Annotated in this window: 17 protein-coding genes and 1 pseudogene; 8 read left to right on the top strand and 10 right to left on the bottom strand. The window is 49.0% G+C overall.

Features of this window, described 5'->3' with window-relative positions:
- Positions 1-3 precede the first annotated feature (3 nt).
- Positions 4-960: a DUF58 domain-containing protein gene (locus RIFP1SYM_RS01500; protein ID WP_005958824.1), complete on the top strand. Its 957-nt coding sequence runs from the start codon at positions 4-6 to the stop codon at positions 958-960.
- On the top strand, positions 957-2,948 hold the full coding sequence (locus tag RIFP1SYM_RS01495) for a transglutaminase TgpA family protein (protein ID WP_005958822.1): 1,992 nt from the start codon (positions 957-959) through the stop codon (positions 2,946-2,948). The genes RIFP1SYM_RS01500 and RIFP1SYM_RS01495 overlap by 4 nt, the downstream gene beginning before the upstream one ends.
- On the opposite strand, the gene mnmE is transcribed toward RIFP1SYM_RS01495, so the two are convergent.
- The 5 genes from mnmE to rpmH are packed head-to-tail and all read right to left on the bottom strand — an operon-like array spanning position 2,949 to position 6,697.
- Complete coding sequence (mnmE, locus tag RIFP1SYM_RS01490) at positions 2,949-4,295, bottom strand: tRNA uridine-5-carboxymethylaminomethyl(34) synthesis GTPase MnmE (RefSeq protein ID WP_039959535.1); 1,347 nt, start codon at positions 4,293-4,295, stop codon at positions 2,949-2,951. It lies immediately after the preceding gene.
- A 22-nt stretch (positions 4,296-4,317) separates the two neighbouring features.
- On the bottom strand, positions 4,318-5,970 hold the full coding sequence (yidC, locus tag RIFP1SYM_RS01485; RefSeq protein ID WP_039959545.1) for a membrane protein insertase YidC: 1,653 nt from the start codon (positions 5,968-5,970) through the stop codon (positions 4,318-4,320).
- A complete protein-coding gene (gene yidD / locus RIFP1SYM_RS16770; protein ID WP_006474993.1) occupies positions 5,963-6,199 on the bottom strand; it encodes a membrane protein insertion efficiency factor YidD in 237 nt (78 codons plus the stop codon). Before yidD ends, yidC begins: the two co-directional genes overlap by 8 nt.
- Positions 6,175-6,582 carry a ribonuclease P protein component gene (gene rnpA / locus RIFP1SYM_RS16765; protein ID WP_005958816.1) on the bottom strand — a complete coding sequence of 136 codons (408 nt, stop codon included), beginning with the start codon at positions 6,580-6,582 and terminating at the stop codon, positions 6,175-6,177. The genes yidD and rnpA overlap by 25 nt, the downstream gene beginning before the upstream one ends.
- Positions 6,563-6,697 (bottom strand): 50S ribosomal protein L34, encoded by a 135-nt coding sequence (gene rpmH / locus RIFP1SYM_RS16760; RefSeq protein WP_081417680.1) that lies wholly within the window; start codon positions 6,695-6,697, stop codon positions 6,563-6,565. Before rpmH ends, rnpA begins: the two co-directional genes overlap by 20 nt.
- A 270-nt stretch (positions 6,698-6,967) precedes the next feature.
- Between rpmH and dnaA the strand changes: the two genes are divergently transcribed.
- Together dnaA and dnaN are read left to right on the top strand one after the other, a co-directional pair.
- Positions 6,968-8,311 (top strand): chromosomal replication initiator protein DnaA, encoded by a 1,344-nt coding sequence (dnaA, locus tag RIFP1SYM_RS16755; RefSeq protein WP_005958812.1) that lies wholly within the window; start codon positions 6,968-6,970, stop codon positions 8,309-8,311.
- A gap of 189 nt (positions 8,312-8,500) precedes the next feature.
- Positions 8,501-9,601: a DNA polymerase III subunit beta gene (gene dnaN / locus RIFP1SYM_RS01480; protein WP_006474992.1), complete on the top strand. Its 1,101-nt coding sequence runs from the start codon at positions 8,501-8,503 to the stop codon at positions 9,599-9,601.
- A gap of 249 nt (positions 9,602-9,850) precedes the next feature.
- Here dnaN and RIFP1SYM_RS01475 read toward each other — a convergent pair.
- Together RIFP1SYM_RS01475 and RIFP1SYM_RS18940 are read right to left on the bottom strand one after the other, a co-directional pair.
- Positions 9,851-10,813: pseudogene (locus tag RIFP1SYM_RS01475) on the bottom strand (IS3 family transposase); the annotation flags it as partial.
- Between the two features lie 430 nt (positions 10,814-11,243).
- Positions 11,244-11,462, bottom strand: a complete 219-nt coding sequence (locus tag RIFP1SYM_RS18940) for a transposase (RefSeq protein ID WP_081417679.1) — start codon at positions 11,460-11,462, stop codon at positions 11,244-11,246.
- 386 nt (positions 11,463-11,848) lie between these two features.
- On the opposite strand from RIFP1SYM_RS18940, the gene RIFP1SYM_RS17270 reads away from it, so the two are divergent.
- From RIFP1SYM_RS17270 to gyrB, 4 genes are all read left to right on the top strand, one after another.
- Complete coding sequence (locus tag RIFP1SYM_RS17270; protein WP_139042029.1) at positions 11,849-12,199, top strand: hypothetical protein; 351 nt, start codon at positions 11,849-11,851, stop codon at positions 12,197-12,199.
- Between the two features lie 982 nt (positions 12,200-13,181).
- Complete coding sequence (locus tag RIFP1SYM_RS18935) at positions 13,182-13,388, top strand: transposase (RefSeq protein WP_081417681.1); 207 nt, start codon at positions 13,182-13,184, stop codon at positions 13,386-13,388.
- A gap of 9 nt (positions 13,389-13,397) precedes the next feature.
- Positions 13,398-13,559 (top strand): transposase, encoded by a 162-nt coding sequence (locus RIFP1SYM_RS18930; RefSeq protein ID WP_081417678.1) that lies wholly within the window; start codon positions 13,398-13,400, stop codon positions 13,557-13,559.
- A 1,201-nt stretch (positions 13,560-14,760) separates the two neighbouring features.
- A complete protein-coding gene (gene gyrB, locus RIFP1SYM_RS01460) occupies positions 14,761-17,172 on the top strand; it encodes a DNA topoisomerase (ATP-hydrolyzing) subunit B (protein WP_005958805.1) in 2,412 nt (803 codons plus the stop codon).
- Between the two features lie 33 nt (positions 17,173-17,205).
- Here gyrB and RIFP1SYM_RS01455 read toward each other — a convergent pair whose 3' ends face one another.
- Genes RIFP1SYM_RS01455 through RIFP1SYM_RS01445 form a run of 3 tightly spaced genes read right to left on the bottom strand, consistent with a single transcriptional unit; the run spans position 17,206 to position 18,830 of the window.
- The gene (locus tag RIFP1SYM_RS01455; RefSeq protein ID WP_005958803.1) at positions 17,206-17,934 is read right to left on the bottom strand and encodes a lysophospholipid acyltransferase family protein; all 729 of its coding nucleotides are present in this window, start codon (positions 17,932-17,934) and stop codon (positions 17,206-17,208) included.
- Between the two features lie 15 nt (positions 17,935-17,949).
- On the bottom strand, positions 17,950-18,489 hold the full coding sequence (gene gmhB, locus RIFP1SYM_RS01450; protein ID WP_005958801.1) for a D-glycero-beta-D-manno-heptose 1,7-bisphosphate 7-phosphatase: 540 nt from the start codon (positions 18,487-18,489) through the stop codon (positions 17,950-17,952).
- Positions 18,486-18,830: a nucleoside triphosphate pyrophosphohydrolase family protein gene (locus tag RIFP1SYM_RS01445; RefSeq protein WP_005958799.1), complete on the bottom strand. Its 345-nt coding sequence runs from the start codon at positions 18,828-18,830 to the stop codon at positions 18,486-18,488. The genes gmhB and RIFP1SYM_RS01445 overlap by 4 nt, the downstream gene beginning before the upstream one ends.
- Positions 18,831-18,833 lie beyond the last annotated feature (3 nt).

Below are 18,833 nucleotides of genomic sequence, written 5' to 3'. Positions count from 1 at the left end.
GCGATGTTCCACTCGCTTAAAGCCTATTGGCGCGTTCATATCCGCCGTTCGGCCAGACCACAATCTGATGGCTCTTTTCAGGTTGGCTTGCGCAACATCTACATTCTACCCAGTCGGGAGGGGCTGGTGATGGCGTTGCTGTTGCTGCTGATGCTGATCGGCTCGGTCAACTACGGCAGCAATCTGGGCTATCTGGCGACCTTCTTCCTCGGTGGGATATGGATCGTTAGCCTGTTTCATACCTGGCGCAACCTGTTCCAGCTGAAGATTCTCTCCGTCCGTGGCGGGCCGGTCTTTGCCGGTAACATGGCACGCTTTGAGCTGTTAATCCAAAATCCGGATAGCAATCCCCACCCGGCGGTGAGACTGGGCCTCAAATTGGGGCCACAGCAGGCCGCTACTATCGATGCTGCCAGCGACTACACTTATGCAATTGATCTGCCGGCGCCGCAGCGCGGTCGGCTCAAGCTGCCCGAACTGACTCTCTCCAGCCTCTATCCACTCGGACTCTTCTATGCTTGGTGTTATCTGCCGCTCGATGCAGCCTGCATCGTCTATCCGAAGCCCGCCGGACAGGGTGAACCCTCCGCTCTGCATCTGCTGAAACGAGAGGGCAGGGGCCCACAGGGGCAGGGGGTTGATGACTTCATCGGACACCGACGCTATCAGCCTGGCGACCCGCCCGCTCGCATCGACTGGAAGGTGCATGCGCGTGATAAGGGGATGCAGAGCAAACGCTTTGCTGGCAGCCAGGGGGGTGGTGACTACCTGTTTGACTGGGATCGGCTTGAGGCGATGGATATCGAGGTACGCCTCAGCCTGCTGACCCGCTATCTTCTATGGTGCGAAAAGCGCCAGCTCAACTACGGTTTGTGCCTGCCCGGCTTTTACTCGCCGATAGGGCGGGGTGAGCAGCAGCTGCAGCGCTGTCTCACCGCACTGGCAGATTTTCCAGGATGATACGCTCTCAACCCCTGCAGCGGGTGATCGGCTCACGCAGTCTGCTGGCGCTGCTGCTGCTCTCCACACTCAGTGCACTGCCCCATGCACGCCATATGGAGGTGGCTGTCAGCCTCTTTTTTATCGTCATCGTGCTGTGGCGTTTCGCTGCGCACTCCTACGCCAGGCTGCAGCCTGGCCGCTTCCTGCTGTTGATTATCACCATCTTTGGAACCTGGCTGGTCTACAGCAACTATCAGACTCTGCTCGGTCGGGAGGCCGGGGTTGCACTACTCTGTGTGATGCTTGGCTTGAAGCTGATGGAGATGAAACAGGGTAGGGACATCTATGTGGCAGTCTATATCAGCTTTTTTGTCATCATTACTCAGTTCATCTACGATCAGAGCTTTCTGCTCGCCGCCTACCTGTTTCTGTTGATGTTGGGGCTGATTGCGATCCTGAATCTGAGCAACCGGCTACAGTCGGATGAGGATATCTGGCAGATTGTTCGTACTACGCTACGGCTTGCCTTGCAGGCGCTACCGCTGGCGCTGTTGCTATTTCTACTCTTTCCCCGCGTCAGCACCCCCCTGTGGCAGTTCTTTGTCGATAAATCGGGCGGTGTAACCGGGCTCGATGAGCATGTTAGCCCCGGTAGTGTCAGCCGCCTGAGTCAGTCCCAGGCAATCGCCTTTCGGGCCCACTTCGACGGTGAACTGCCCGCCGCCAAGTCGCGCTACTGGCGGGCGTTGGTGCTCTGGGATAGCGATGGGATCAGCTGGCACAATCAACAGAGCAAGCATCGCCCCCTCGCCAAGGGTGTTATTCAACCCCTGGCCCCAGCCATCGATTACGAGGTGTTTGTCGAGCCCCACTATCGCAAGTGGCTGTTTGCTCTCGACCTCCCTGCACTCGCCCCCAGCGGTGCACGCCTGACGGAGACATTTCAGCTGGTTGCCGATAAAGCAGTCGATCGAGAGATCAACTATCGCCTTAGCTCCTATCTCGACTACAAAACCTCCCCGTTGAAAGAACATCAGCTCGCACGGGCATTGCAACAGCCCGACAACATTACTCCGCGCATGTCACAGCTGGTGGCAGACTGGCGCAAGCTGGCTGGGGATGATCGACAGTTGATTGCTGCGGCCCTCGAATTCTTTCATAGCAGACCCTTTGTCTACACTCTCAATCCACCCCTCTACGGAGAAAACCCTACGGATCAGTTTCTGTTTGAGGGACGCCAGGGATTTTGTGAACACTACGCCAGTAGCTTCGCTCTACTGATGCGCATCGCGGGGATACCGAGCCGGCTGGTAATCGGCTATCTCGGTGGGGAGTACAATCCGGTCGGCAACTATCTGATCCTGCGCCAGTCCGACGCCCACGCCTGGGTAGAGGTCTGGCTGGCGGATAGTGGTTGGGTGCGGATCGATCCAACCACAGCGGTTGCTCCGGAGCGTCTCCTCAGCTCTATCTCAACCGCCAGGCGGGGTATTGGCGAACCGGTGTTATTTCGTATCTCTGAACAGAGTCTGCTGGGCCAGTTGGGCAACCGGCTGGTATTGGCGTTGGACGCGGCTAACATGGGCTGGCGACGCTGGGTGGTGGGCTACAGTCGTGCGCGTCAGTTCAATCTGATGCGTTCTCTGGGCATTGAGCTCAGGGGCATGCGCCAGTGGATGCAGCTGCTGCTTGCTGTGATGGCAATTGTGCTGGCGACACTTGCGCTGTTCATTATTACCCGGGGCCGTGCAGGCAGCGACCCTGTGCTGAAGGCTTATCAGCGTTTCTGTAGAAAGCTTCAGCGTGTGGGTATCCATCGACTGCGCAATGAGGGACCGCTCGATCTTGCGAAACGGATTGCCCAGCAGCGACCGGAGCTGGCCAGCCAGACGATGGAGATAATCCGTCTCTATATCGCTTTGCGCTATCAACCGCATACGCGAGACACCTCAAACGCACGCTTTTTCCAGCAGGTGCGGCGTTTCCATCCAGGCCGCGAGCGTTGACTATTTGCCGATGCAGAAGCTGGAAAAGATCCGGCCCAACAGGTCGTCGGCACAAAATTCACCGGTGATCTCGTTCAATGCCTGCTGGGCCTGACGCAGCTCTTCGGCGAGGATCTCTCCAGCGGTAAATTGCTTGAACTGCTGGTTGCCCCGCTCCAAGGCTGTGGCGGCGCGCTGCAGTGCATCCAGGTGGCGGCGCCGCGCCATGAACTCACCCTCACTCGATTCGCCAAATCCGACACTCTGCTTCAGATGCTGCCGGAGCAGCTCCATACCGGCACCACTTTTTGCTGAGAGTGCCAGTTCGGTGATCCCATTATTGCTCTTTATCGATGGAGCGAGTTCTGTTAGATCGATTTTGTTGCGTACCAGGGTTAGCGGTACGCCGGCTGGCAGGGTAGCGCGGTCGAGCTCAAGATGTTGAGGGTCGGTCTGATGGTCAAAGATCCAGAGGATCCGGTCGGCCTGCTCGATCTCCTGACGGGCGCGGCGAATGCCTTCGATCTCTACCGGATCTTCACTGTCGCGGATGCCTGCAGTGTCGATGATGTGGAGCGGCAGGCCATCGATCTGGATCTGTTCACGGAGTAGGTCACGGGTGGTACCTGGAATATCGGTGACGATTGCCCGCTCCTCCCCCGACAACTGGTTCAGCAGACTCGATTTACCAGCGTTGGGGCGGCCGGCGATCACCAGGGTCATGCCGTCACGCAGCAGGCGTCCAGTATTGGCCGACTGGATTAACTGCGCCAGCTGCTCGGTGAGGGTTTTGAGATCGTTTGCAACCCGGCCATCGGAGAGAAAATCGATCTCCTCTTCCGGGAAGTCGATGGCCGATTCGACATAGATTCGTAATTCGATCAGTTGTTCCACTAAGGCGTGGACACGCTCAGAGAAGACACCTTGTAGGGTGCGGCCTGCCAGCCGTGCAGCCGATACAGTACGTGCTTCGATTAGGTCGGCCACTGCCTCAGCCTGGGCCAGATCGATCTTTCCATTGAGAAAGGCGCGCTCGGTAAACTCACCAGCGCGTGCCGGGCGTATGCCTAGATCGAGGATGCGCTGCAGGAGCAGGTCGAGGATCACCGCACCGCCGTGGGCCTGAAACTCAAGCACATCCTCGCCAGTGAAGGAGTGGGGGGCGGGAAAATAGAGCAGGATGCCGGTATCGATTACCGAACCGTCCTGATCATGGAAGGGACGGTAGCTGGCAAGACGAGGTTGCGGCAGTTTGCCTGCCAGGGCCTCGGCAACCCGTTTGCAGTCTGCTCCTGAGACGCGCACGATGCCGACCCCACCACTACCGGGTGGGGTGGCAACCGCTGCAATGGTGTCTCGCGGTTGCATTATGATGATGCAACTGGACGAGTTAACTTCCGCCCTGTTCGATCTTGCGTGTGATGTACCACTGCTGGGTGATCGAGACAATGTTGTTCACCACCCAGTAGAGCACTAGTCCGGCCGGGAAGAAGGCAAAAAAGATGGTGAAGATGAAAGGCAGGCTCATCATAATTTTCGCCTGCATCGGGTCAGGTGGCGCCGGGTTGAGTTTCTGCTGGATGAACATGGAGACACCCATGATCAGCGGCAGCACGAAGTAGGGGTCTTTGGCTGAGAGGTTATCGATCCACAGCATGAAGGGTGCGTGGCGCATCTCGACACTCTCCAGCAGTACCCAGTAGAGGGCGATAAACACAGGGATCTGCACCACGATAGGCAGACAGCCTCCTAGTGGATTGACCTTCTCTGTCTTGTAGAGGTCCATCATTGCCTGGTTGAGGCGCTGCTTATCATCACCGTAGCGGTCCTTCAGGGCCTGCAATCGTGGCGTCAACTTGCGCATATTCGCCATCGATTTGTAGCTGGTCTCTGAAAGTTTGTAGAAGATCGCCTTGATAAGGATAGTTAGAATAATTATCGCCCAGCCCCAGTTACCCACCACCTGGTGGATCTGCTTCAGCACCCAGTGAATCGGTACGGCGATCACTGTCAACCAACCGTAGTCGACAGTCAGTTCCAAGCCTTTTGCGATGGGCTCCAGCACATCCTGAAGTTTGGGACCGACAAACAGTTTTCTGTCAAATGACCGAGTCTCTCCCGCAGCAACAGTTGTGGAAGGCGAATAGCTTCCGAGCAGATACCGTCCGCCGGGCAAGCTATTACTATAGAAATGCTCGATTTGTTCTGCCGGTGGGATCCATGCACTAACGAAATAGTGCTGAATCATCGCAGTCCAGCTTTCTGCTGAGTCTAGGTTGAGGCTCTTTTCAGCCATTTCCTCGAAAGTGATCTTGCTGTATTTATCATCAATCGTGTAGTAAACACCGCCAGTGTAGCTGTAGGTGGTAAATCTGCTGCCTTCAGTCGGCTCAGTGCGTTGCAGTTGCGAGTAGTCCCTGGCTGTCCAGGACTCCTCTCCGCCATTTACCACCTGATGCCTAACATCAATAAGATAGCTTCCACGATGAAAGATAAACTCCTTCTTTACGGTAATGCCGTTCGGACCACTCCAGAGCATGGAAACCTTTAGCTCATCTTCTCCCTCAGTTAACTTGAAGGATTGCTGGTCGATCTTATAAATAGCATCGTGATTCGGTGCGCTTTCAGGGTTAACACCGAGCAGGCCGGACTGGGCTATATAGAAGGTATCCGCTGCAGGCGAGAAGAGTTGAACCTTCACATCGGGTTTTTTGTTGTCTACTGCATAATCGAGTAGCTCTAACCGCTGAATTGTTCCGCCACGTGTTGAGATTTCCGCTTTAACAAGGTCAGTCTCTACATAGACAATATCTGCCACTGTTGATCCAGCCTGATCATCGCTCGATGTTGTCGCAGATAATTCGGCTTTTACTGATGCAGTGGGAACTCCAGAATCGTCCAAGGTGGCTGAGGGTACCGATTCTGTGGTGCGTGGAATCGACTCTACGGTAGGTTTTGCCCCATAATCGTCCATCCAGGCCTGATAGATCATCAATCCCAAAAACGCAGCAATGAAAGACAGGAAAAGTCTTTTGTTATCCATGGAACTTCTTATTAACTGATTCAGGAACGGGATCGACACCACCTTCATGCCAAGGATGGCATCGTGATATCCGCTTAATAGAGAGCCATAAACCGTACAAGGTGCCATGTTTTTGCACAGCTTCAACGGCGTATGAGGAGCAACTGGGGTAAAAACGACAATGATTGCCGAGAAACGGACTTAAAGCAACCTGGTAGATGCGAATCAGAAAGGTGATGATTGACCGCATTTCTCTATCAATACTCGCCAGTGCTTCGAAAGTGACACAAAATAGCGGCGATTCCTTGTCTCTGGTATGAAGCGCTTGTTAAGTACAACGATATCCATGCCCGATAAGAGAGTCTGACTCTCCCGAAAACTCTCTCTTATAAGCCGCTTTAGATGGTTTCTGTCAACTGCACGACGACATCTCTTCTTTGAGATCGCTAAGCCAAGCCGTGCACGCCCCAAGCCGTTATTCCTTGCAAGGACGGTAAAATAGACGTCTGCAGATCTTTTGCCACTACTAAAAACCCGGCGAAAATCACCGGGCTTTAGCAGTCTGCAATTGCGTGGCAGCGCCAACAAAACAGTCGACGAAGCTGAATCTGCTTCAAGGGATAAGACGAGCACGTCCCTTGGAGCGACGAGCCTTTATTACTTTACGGCCGTTTTGCGTAGCCATTCGCGTACGAAAACCATGGGTACGGACGCGTTTCAGGTTGCTAGGTTGAAATGTACGTTTCATCACACTGTTCCAGCGTTAATTATGAGCCTCCACCCAACAACGAGCAGAGAAAAAAGAGGCGCAGCCTACATGGCATTGAGCGTAGTTGTCAAGGTGAAATCCATGCTCTAATGACTGAGTTATGAGTAAACTGTGGATAACTTCTGTATCTGTGGTTAAAAATCTACGGTATACTTCAAAGAACATCTTTCTGCCAAACGATGTAACGTACTGAAATACAAGAACAACCTAAGTTACTACATCATCGGCTGTACATTTCGGAGCTACAACGTGGATCTTTGGCAACAATGCCTCCATCATCTCGAAAGAAAACTTCCTGCTCAACAGTTCAACACTTGGATCCGTCCTCTACAAGCAGAAGAAAGCACCACAAAAATCAGGTTGCTAGCACCGAATACTTTTGTGCTCGATTGGGTACGTAATCACTACATTAAGATCATCAACAGTTACCTTGATGAAATATGCAAGGATGAGCGTCCAATAGTTGAAATTATAATTGGCACTAGAAAAAAACCTACCCAATTACCTGATAGATCTGTAAAAAAACAAGCCACCATTGAAAGAAGCGACAAGCTAGAATCTGTATCTGCAATCGAATCAAATCTAAATCGCAGCTTTACATTTGAATCTTTTGTTGAAGGAAAATCGAATCAACTTGCTCGTGCTGCGTCCATGCAGATTGCCTCTAATCCTGGAAAAGCATATAACCCTCTCTTTATATATGGAGGTGTAGGCCTGGGAAAAACACATTTGATGCATGCGGTTGGTAACGCTATCCTCTCTGAAAATCCTAATGCTAAGGTCCTATATCTTCACTCTGAACGATTTGTCGCTGATATGGTTAGAGCCCTTCAGCACAATAAGATTGATGAATTCAAAAAAAGATATCGGTCAGTAAATGCGCTTCTGATTGATGATATCCAGTTCTTTGCCGGTAAAGAGAGATCACAAGAAGAATTTTTTCATACATTTAACGCACTTTTTGAATCCCAACAACAAATTATTCTTTCTAGTGACCGTTTTCCAAAAGAAGTCAAAGGATTGGAAGAGCGTCTTAAATCCAGGTTTGGTTGGGGGCTGACAGTCGCAATCGAACCGCCAGATCTTGAAACAAGGGTCGCTATACTTAAGAGTAAAGCCTTACAGTTAAATGTAGAGCTGGGGGACGAAGTTGCCTTTTTTATTGGCAAGAAGATTCGCTCAAACATCCGTGAATTAGAAGGAGCATTGCGAAGAGTTGTAGCAAATTCAACTTTTACAGGGAAAGAAATAAGTATTGAGTTTTCAAAAAACGCACTTCGAGACATGCTTGCGGCACAAGCTAAACAAGTAACTATCGAAAACATTCAAAAAACGGTATGTGAATATTTTCAAATCCGGACCTCAGATTTACTTTCTGCAAAACGAAGTCGTTCAATTGCCCGGCCACGCCAAATTGCAATGACATTAGCAAAAGAACTTACAAACCATAGTCTCCCGGAGATAGGATCTGCATTCGGCGGGCGAGATCATACAACAGTTATACATGCAAATAAAAAAATAAATGAGTTACGTGATAGTGATCCAAGAATTGCTGAGGATTACTCTAACCTCTTAAGAACTCTTTCAAGTTAATATGGCAAAGTTCTAGAAAGATAAAATATTGGAAAATGTCCATAATTTATTGACAAAAAGCATGCTAACTCATAACAATTTTCAAAATTAGCAGGTAGAAAAACAAGTAAAACAATTACTTATAAAGCAATCTTACATGCTATCTACCTAATAATTAATTATATATTAGGCATCAATATGAGTATAAAAATGAAGCTACAAATCAATCGGGAACATCTACTTCTTCCACTCCAAAAAATTACTGGGGTTGTAGAAAAGAGGCAAACACTTCCAATCCTTGCAAATGTATTATTTCAAGCCAAGCATAATCAGTTGATCATGACAGCAACAGATCTAGAGATTGAAATGCGTACTTATTTAGATATCGACTGCAGTGATGAGTTTGAGTTCACTATACCGGCCCTAAAGCTACTAAGCATATGTAAATCTTTACCAGATGGTTCAACTTTAAATATTGAGGAAAAGAATGATAGGGTAAATATCTCTACAGGTAACAACAGATTTTCATTAAGTTTGTTACCAGCGAATGATTATCCATCGATCCAATCTTCATCAAGTAATATTTCCTTTGAAGTCCAACAAGGTATATTAAGGAAACTTATTGCAAATACGCAGTTTGCAATGGCACAACAAGATGTACGGTATTACCTAAATGGTCTTCTGCTAGAAATCAGTAATGGAATTATAAAAACTGTTGCAACAGATGGGCATCGTTTGGCCTTTAGTCAAATAAAGGCTATCGAAAATTATGAACTTAAAACGCAATTGATTATCCCACGAAAAGCAATTATTGAATTGTATCGTTTACTCGATGAATCAGAAAATACTATTCGATTTGAAGTCTCGTCGAATTATGTTCGTGTCCATTTGGATAGAACAATATTCACATCAAAGTTAATTGATGGCGTATTTCCTGACTATGAAAAAGTTATACCGAAAAATAATGAAAATAAACTTGTGATGGATAAATCTGAATTAAAGAAATCACTACGGCGAGCATCGATTCTTTCTAATGAAAAGTATAAAGGGATAAAATTAGAGATAAAGGAGGACCGCGTTCAAATAATAGCTAATAATCCTGAACAAGAAGAAGCAAAAATTGAAATAGACCTTGATTATTCCGGAAAGGAATTAAACATCGGTTTAAATGTAAACTATCTGTTAGATGTTTTAAATGCAATAATTGAGTCTAACATTACTATTGAATTCAAAAATAAAGATAGCAGTATCCTAGTATATGGGGCTGAAAACCCAGATAGCAAATACGTCATAATGCCGATGAGAATATAGTATTTATCGCGCTGTCCGGTTTGTTTTCAGCGGTAGAAAGTAAAAGCGGTATTTTTCAAGCTAGTTGCCGTCTTTTTAATACGCTGCTTGTTTTATCCGTCGATCAGCGTGCTCGGGATTCAGCGAAACAGTGCCGATAGGTGAAAAATCCCTGTGTGTCCAGATTAACGCCACTGATGCTTCGCCTTGGCCTGAGCATATACTTGATCTGGTAATCCCTCTATTTTTAGCTGGTCTCAAGAGTAGAGGTTAGGCTACCAAGGCCAATTTCTGTTTTGGGGTGATGCCGCCTAAGGCCATATTCGGCCGCTTATGATTGTAGGTCCATAACCAGCGGGCCGCAAAATCCTGGTCTTCAGCCAATCATAACGCACTGTTCTATTGTAAGGTCCAATGTATCCATTTTGTTGCGGGTTAGCCGGTTGTATGTAGTCAAGACAGATGCCTCGCTTTTCAGTCCACGCCTGTAGGGTGCCACTGATGTATTCTGGTCGGATGGCCGCTGGTTGTGGCCACGCCACTCGATGATGTGCTCCAAGGCTCGGATCACGCGCCCGGGCCTGGCAATGAGAAATCCACCTCAATGCCCAATCCTTCCCGGTAGAAGTCATCAATCACATGGAACAACCGAAAGCTTCGACCGTCCGTGAGCTGGTCGTGCATGAAATCCATCGACCAAACAGTGTTGATCATTGTTGGTACCGCCAGTGGTTCCGGTTTCTCACGCACGATTCGCTTCTTTGGCTTGATTCGTAAATTCAGCTCCAGCTCACGGTAGATGCGGTACACTCGTTTGTGATTCCAGCCAAAGCTTTTGACGTCCGTAGATACAGGAAACACAAACTAAAACCCCAATTGCGCTGATTATAAGTAAGACGTATCAGCAATTCGCAATCTCGGCGTTCTCATCGGACAGCTTCGGTTGATAACGGTAGCATGTCTTGCTGATCGTGAAGGCGGTGGATACCAGACGCACATTGATCGAGCGTTCCGTCATGACGGTCTTTGCCATCTCGCGCCGACGAGATGGATTCACCACTTTTTTGCCAGTACTTCCTGGACAATCTCCGCCTTGAGCCGTTCCTCGGTATACATCTTCTTCAAACGCCGGTTCTTCTCTTCCAGTGCTTTCAATCGGGACATCATAGAGGCATCCATACCACCGTACTTCGAACGCCATTTGTAGAAGGCAGCGCTACTCATGCTGTGCTCCGCTCAGTTTACTGAGAAAATTCTACTTTTGAGCGCAACTGTTTTTCGGGGGAGTTACCGGAGCTTTCGGGCACTCGATCCCACTGCTTCGTCGACCCATCCCAGCAGTTGCGCCGCTTCGGGTACGAAGTCACTCGGCCTCGTTGTCCTCCCAGAGGGCATCCAGCTTTTCTCGCAGCACCAATACGCTGCCCTTTTAGCCAGGTCCTTCTCCTTGCGTCTGAGATCCCGTTCGAGTGTTTGATTCGCTGCTTGTCCCGCTTCGCCTCACGCTGCCTCTGCTTCCCCGTCGACTGAGTACCTTGTAGACAGGCTTCTTTCCTTCGTCTTATCTGCTCAGGGTAGGGCACTTTGCTGCGACAATATCCACTGACTTCCGGCTCGATCGTTGAGGTGGTCTCTACCACTGCGCCAATTTTGCCTCCGGTGATCACGCTTCTGTCCGTTTTTCGATGCCTGGCACTGGAGCTCTTCGTTCTTTGGCTTGCTTTCGCCAATTGTATAGTGACGGTTCTGAAATTCCCTCTTCCTTTGCCACCTCCGACACGAGATGGCCGTTCGACGGCAATAACTTCCGCATTACCGATGCTATATGTTCTTCTGAGCAATCAGGAATTTGCTCCTCTTTCTGGCCCTTGTCTGCTCTCATTGCCCCATCACGGGGAGGTGACAACTATCCTGATACAGAGGGGGGTATCCCCATGCAAAGCGTGCCACCGAGGCCATGGGTGAGATGGGCTTTCTACTCGTGTTCAAGAGCGTGTTGCGCCATGATCACTGGGCAGATTATTGCTCCTGCAAAATCTGCATTTCCACAATGAATGATGGTCAAGTCGTACTACCATAAGAATGCATCCATGCCCTGTGCAATGCCCATCACCTCTGTAAGCTTGCGAGGGCCTTGAGACAAGATCACCAGCAGTGGGCAAAGGATATAACCAATATCAGAATAGCGGTACAGGGTGCTGGTGGTCAGTTAACATCAAATATGTCCGAACTATGGTGCCAGCGATATCGAAAACCAATTGAAAAGCAGTGGTTGAATGTCCGCCGTCCGCTGAAAAAGGCAACGAAAAGGGAAATGTGGCAGGTTCAAATGATCAAAAGCCAGAAACTTACTGGAGCGATTACGAGACTTCGAGCAAGATGTCCTGTGCTTCATGGATGCGGAGAAAGTTCTCTTTACCGATAATCAAGGTAAAAACGATCTGGTATGGCAAAGGTGCAGCGGAAGCTCTCCAATTGTTTGAGATTCATGGAAGGGACAAAAATCTTTTGTCGAGTTCGAAGTTACCTGTCAACTTACTGAAAGTAGGGCATGACGGCCACACAAACACTGATGCTGCATTTTCAGGAGAAGAACCCACAGCTCAGGAAGTTGAATGAGGCTAATGTAGCCGACCCTGACAGAATGGGCTGAATAATTACATTCATGGTCCCGTTTGTACTATGGGCTGGAGCACATCAGCGGCGTAGGCCATACTGGTTTGGGCTGAGAAATGCGGCATCCGTCTGGACTACACTCGCTCGGCAGGTCGCCGTAAAATCCATAAACGGAACGCTAAACCGAACGGTGGCCATGATTGGTTGGTCCGATATTTGTTTGGCGCCATTGCTGAGGTTAAGGGTTTTGCGACCGCTGGTTGTGGACCTGCAATCATGAGTGCTCGAGCACGGCCTTTGGTGGTATAACACTAAAATAGAAATTAGCCTTGGCGATCCAACCGCTGCCATACCCTCTCATATAGGAAAAAGTTTATCCACTTTGCACGCCACTCAAATCCATGGAGCACGGGCGTTCTTTGCGCTGCTAAAGCAATAGTAGAAAAGACCGAAGCTAAAATCCTGCAATGTTTCACGTGGAACAGTAAGTACAGGTAAAGTCTTTTTGAATATATTAGAATCGCTGAATAGGGCCTAGCTTCTTGGATGCCCCCCGATTCAGTGAAAGCCATCCGAGCCTGAGGCATATTTGGGAACGCCCTCAAATGGCTCGATGTGAGCGCCTTGGGTGCAATATTGAGTTTCAATGGGTCCCGATGCCCATCATTTTTCTTGATGGCGGAGGTGTTTTCTTAGCATCATTTCACCCAGCTCCGCTGTTGAGCAAAGGCTCCACGAGCCCAGACACAGAAATGTCCTCCACTGAAATCTTGCTGTCTGCCTTGGAGCTTATGGGTTATCGCGATCGCACTCTGTAGATGGCGCCCGGAGCCAGGAGGATTTCAGCGAGGGAAGACCGTTGGTGCCGATAAGAAAGCCTCCAGACTTGGGCGCAACTATATCGCCCTGTTTCACGACTTGGGGATTATAAGTCTGTGAGCGGTGCGGCTACAAAACCGTCGAGCGTTTCACTGAAGACCTAAAGATCCATCAAGGTGGTCCGCACGATCCTGGCGCCTGCTCCGATATATCCAAAGCCTTTATCAAGGGCGCCAGCACCTATCTGCCCAACGCTGAACTGAGCTTTGATCGCTTTCACATTGTTCAGCTAGCCAACAAGGCTAAGGCTGTCGATGAAGGCAGGTGGAATAGGTCAAAGAGGCGCTATGTGAAATTCTCTCTACCCTGCTGATGCTCGACAATGCCAACAAGAATGCTCATGAAGTGGCAGAGCTGGGCACGTCGATGCCGGGTTCCCCAGATAAAGAAGATGGTGGCCACTATCAAGGCGTACCTCTCCGGTATCCTCAATGGATCCACAGTGCAACTGAGTAATGGATGTGTGGAGGCACCAACTCGCTGATTTAGGCCGTCAAAGCGAGAGCTAGAGGTTACTGGGCCTCCCGTAGCCTGATTGCGATAGCTTACCTGATTGCCGGAAAGCTCAGCCATCTACCTGATCCCCCTTTACGAGGCCGAGCTTATGCTGAGCAGGTGCCCACACAATCCTGGAAAGAGCCTAAAGTATTGTTACAGATACTGCATGGGGAGGTGGCGGAATGGGTATGCAAGTTGGTGCGTGAGACTTGTGAGACATTTGAGATGTGCATTGTGCGAGGGGTGGTGAGTAAAGGCCATGCCCACATATTGGTGAGCGAACTGCTGAGTCTTGTGCCGGGAGAATTATAAGGTGCACCAAGGGACGAACGTCTGAAGAGTTTTCCTATTTAAAGAAACGGTGCTGGGGAAGGCATTTTGGGCGAAGAAATACTTCTGTGCCACGGCCCGGCAGATGACCGAAGAATTGATCAAGGAGTGTTTGGATCATCATTTTGAGCCGAATTCTAGCGATATTTTTCGGATGGAGCCCGACTAGACGCATCGTTCAGTCGACGCGAATCCGTACCTTTAGTCCGTAACCCAAATCCTCCTGCCTTGGCCGGTGGCTGTTTAGTGATGAAGACGGGTATTCCCGGCGAATCAACAGTCGACTAATAACCATGAGCGATCAAGTATAACTCTTATCGAATCCCCCATAACCTCTTGTTTTAAAGATAAAAATAACCGCTCTTTTGCCTGTCTTAACGTTAGCAAATTTGTGTAGATGCTGCGCGATAGCGCAGTACCACCAGCGGTGTGGGAGCCTCCTAGCAGACAGCGCATTGAGATAGAAGCTAGCCCTCACGGTTAGGCTCCATTTCTAATCTGCGTAATAAATGGGGGATTACTAATGTGTTTTGTCGTAAACTGTCTAAACTTAGATACTGGCGCTCCGTTCCAGGCACATCTTACGTTTCAGCGTCCCACCCATAAGCCAAGGCGTCCCGAAGGAAGTACCCTTGGGGTGTAGGCGCGGTCCGTAAGGAATGCTGTGCCCTCTCCAAGAGGCCGCAACGCCGCCTTGCTCATGGGCGGGACTCGCTAGGTGCGTCTAAGCGCGCTGTGAAATGTAAGGTGTGTTTGGGACGAAGTAGTAGTTTGTATTGGTAAAAAAGTCTACATGCCCATCATAACTCGAGTGCTTTTATTCAGTTTTTCAATTAGTTGAATGGGGTTCTTTTCTAATGTCCTACGGTTCGTCAAATATTAAAGTTCTTAAAGGCTTGGATGCCGTTCGCAAGCGTCCGGGAATGTATATTGGAGATACTGACGACGGGACAGGGCTTCATCATATGGTGTTCGAGGTTGTGGACAACTCAATTGATGAGGTACTTGCTGGTTATTGTGATGAGATTAAAGTAGTAATCCACTCTGATCAGTCTGTGAGTGTCTCAGATAACGGGAGAGGAATTCCTGTAGATATTCACCTAGAGGAAAATCGCTCGGCAGCAGAAGTGATAATGACGGTTCTGCATGCTGGTGGAAAATTCGATGATAACTCTTATAAGGTTTCTGGCGGGCTTCATGGCGTTGGGATATCAGTGGTTAATGCCCTTTCAGATTCGTTAGTACTTACAATTAAACGCCAAGGAAAAGTCTGGCAACAAGAATATTCTCGTGGTGAGCCTGTGTTCCCACTTAAGTCAATCGGGGATACAGAAAAAACAGGAACTACGGTTTGCTTTAAGCCAGCAAAAGAAACGTTCTCAAATATTGAATTCCATTACGATATCCTTGCAAAGCGGTTGCGAGAATTGTCATTCCTGAATTCAGGAGCGCGCATCATTCTGCGTGAGGAGTCGTCTGGAAAAGAGGATGTTTTTGAGTACAAGGGCGGCATTCTAGCTTTTGTTGAACACCTCAATAGAAATAAAACACCGATTCATAAGAAAGTATTCCACTTTTCAACTGATAAGAATGATGTTGGTGTTGAAGTGGCGCTACAGTGGAATGAGTCTTATCAGGAAAATATTTTCTGCTACACAAACAATATTCCTCAACGAGATGGTGGTAGTCACCTTGCGGGATTTAGAGCAGCGCTGACAAGAACGCTTAATCAATACATTGAGAAAGAAGGCGTCCTGAAAAAACATAAAGTAAATACATCTGGAGATGACGCAAGGGAAGGCTTGACAGCAGTTCTATCAGTTAAAGTGCCTGATCCAAAGTTTTCATCTCAGACGAAAGATAAATTAGTTTCATCTGAGGTTAAAGCGATTGTAGAAGGGGTGGTGACTGAATATTTGAATGAATTTCTGCTTGAAAATCCATCTGATGCAAAGGTAATTGTTGGGAAGATGGTGGAAGCTGCCAGGGCTAGAGAGGCAGCGCGGAAGGCGCGGGAGATGACACGCCGCAAGGGTGTCTTAGATATTGCAGGACTTCCTGGAAAGCTTGCTGATTGTCAGGAAAAAGATCCAGCTCAATCAGAACTATATTTGGTTGAGGGTGATTCAGCAGGAGGATCGGCCAAACAGGGTAGGGATCGCAGATATCAGGCAATACTCCCACTTAAAGGCAAGATATTGAATGTCGAGAAGGCTCGTTTTGACAAAATGCTGTCCTCAGCGGAAGTGGGTACCTTGATCACCGCGCTTGGGTGTGGAATTGGGAGAGAAGAGTTTAATCCAGATAAATTACGTTACCATCGTGTGATCATTATGACCGATGCTGATGTTGATGGCGCTCATATCCGCACACTGTTATTGACCTTCTTTTACAGGCAAATGCCTGAATTAATCGAACGTGGCCATATTTATATCGCTCAGCCTCCGCTATTCAAGATAAAAAAAGGCAAACAAGAGCAATATCTGAAAGATGAATCTGACCTCAATAGCTATTTTTTGCAAACTGCGCTTGAGAATTCGGCGATATATGTCACAGCTGATGCACCTCCACTAAGTGGAAGTGCATTGGAAGATTTGTGTCAGTCCTATCTGGTTGTTAAATCGACTATAGATAGATTGTCTCGACGCTATGACGAAGAATTGTTGGAAAAGCTCATCTACGTTCGAAGACTTGATGCATCGTTAGTTGAAAACCAAGAGGCAATGGATGGCTGGTTGGCCGATCTATTGCCTATGCTCAACAGTGATCTCGGTATCTCTGAATCCTGCGAGCTGAAGTGGTTAAACGAATCGGAGACAGGGACTGGAGAAGCAGGGCTGCTGGTTGAACGAAAAGTTCATGGCATATCAACGGATAAGTTTATTCCAGCCGATTTTTTTGCTACGGTTGAATACCGAAATATTATTGAATTGGGTGAAAAACTATCAGGATTGCTTGATGACGATGCGTTTGTTCAAAGGGGCGAGAAAAAACATCCGATCAGTAGTTTTCGGCAGGCACTTGAATGGTTGATGGAGGAGGCAAAGCGTGGCCAGCATGTCCAGCGCTACAAAGGCCTTGGTGAGATGAATCCCGAACAGTTGTGGGAGACGACAATGAATCGAGAATCAAGACGTCTTCTGCTGGTGAATATTGAAGATGTTGTTGCTTCAGATGAGGTGTTTACTACCCTGATGGGCGATCAGGTTGAACCTAGAAGAGAGTTTATTGAGGCGCATGCACTCTCGGTTGAAAATCTTGATGTCTGAATGTAGTGGGAGTAGTGACTAAAAAGCGAGTATCTACTGACCGCTAGTACGCTGGGGTAGTAGATCTATAGTAGATTCAATCCACTCTTCGACTTCGGAATTGATCTCCGTGGCGCTTTTACCCTGTGTTTTGATGGCAGAACCAATCCTGACATCGATGACACCTGGATATTTATTAATGCCTCTACGGGCCCAGAACTGGCCCGCATTGTGTGCAATAGGAACCACCGGATAGCCGCTCTTCTCGGCAAGAATGGAACCGCCGATGCCGTATCGCTTTTTTTCACCGGGTGCGACGCGTGTCCCTTCAGGGAAGATGATGATGCTAAGCCCCGCATCAAGGCGATTTATCCCCTCTTTGACGATCTGCACGACCGCTTTGCGGCCTGACTTACGATCGATAGCGATTGCCCTGAAGGCACGTAGAGCCCACCCAAAAAATGGAACTGAAAGCAGCTCTTTCTTGACCACCCACGCCACTGGGCGGTTAAGAATATGTATCAGTGCAATGGTCTCCCAAGTCGATTGATGTTTTGCCAAGGCTATGAAGCTGCCCTTCGGCAGATTTTCAAGCCCTTCAACGCGGTAGTTGAGACCGCAAATCACCTTGAGAGCGAAGAGATTTGTGCGACTCCACGCCCCATCAATGTGGAAGCGACTTTTCTCGGGAATTAGCCAGATGAAGGTGCTTGCAATGAGCGCAAAGAAGATCGTGTTGAGCACAAATGCCAAGAAAAAGAGGGAGGAGCGTAGGAAAGTCATAGGATTTGGAGATTATTAACCGTTGATAATCGCCTTTGCGGCTTCAAAAAGATTGGAATAGATCTCGATATCAGTGAGGCGTGAAGCATGGGCATCCAGAGTGCGCTTGCCCTTGCCGGTGAGTACCAGAATAGGGCGTGCGGCAACATCCAATGCCGCCTCCAAATCCCGGAAAGAGTCACCGATCACCGGAACGCCTTCCAGTGATTGCTGAGTACGATCGGCGATCTGCTGATAAAGACCTGATTTGGGCTTTCTGCAATCACAGTCATCATCTGGCCCATGGGGACAGAAAAATATCCCCTCGATCTGGCCGCCGTGCTTTTCCAACTCCTGATGCAACTTGTGATGCATCGAGTTGAGGGCGTTGATGTCAAACATGCCGCGGGCGAGGCCGGATTGGTTGGTTGCAATGAAGATCCGGAAGCCCGCATGGTTCAGACGTGCAATCGCCTCTAGGCTACCAGGAATCGGAATCCACTCCTCCGGTCCCTTAACAAACTCAGCGGAATCCTGGTTGATGACCCCGTCACGGTCGAGGATGACAAACTTCATCCATCCATATCCCGAAATTCTGAGACCCGGATATGGCCGTTGACCATTCGCGACTCCCGCTTCATCAGTTTCTCCATCTTGTTCCAGAAGGCGGCATTCAGATCAAAATCGGCGGCGATGCCGGTGCCCATCACAAGGATTAGCAGATCAGCCACCTCTTCAGCCAGCAGCTCAACTCGTTTGCCTTTGGTGACACAGGAGGAGATCTCACCCAGCTCCTCCGCCATCAGGGCGACCCTATATTTAAGCTCTTCGCCACCGGTGTTCTTGAAGTCATGTTTGTCATGAAATGCCTGAACAGCGGCCATCATCTCCTGCCAGGAGTCACGTTGTGAAGACATATG

The organism is endosymbiont of Riftia pachyptila (vent Ph05) (assembly GCF_000224455.1).
Taxonomy (GTDB): Bacteria; Pseudomonadota; Gammaproteobacteria; order Chromatiales; family Chromatiaceae; genus Endoriftia; species Endoriftia persephonae.
Note: the sequence above shows the minus strand (reverse complement) of the source record. Positions and strands in the feature narration are given on the sequence as shown.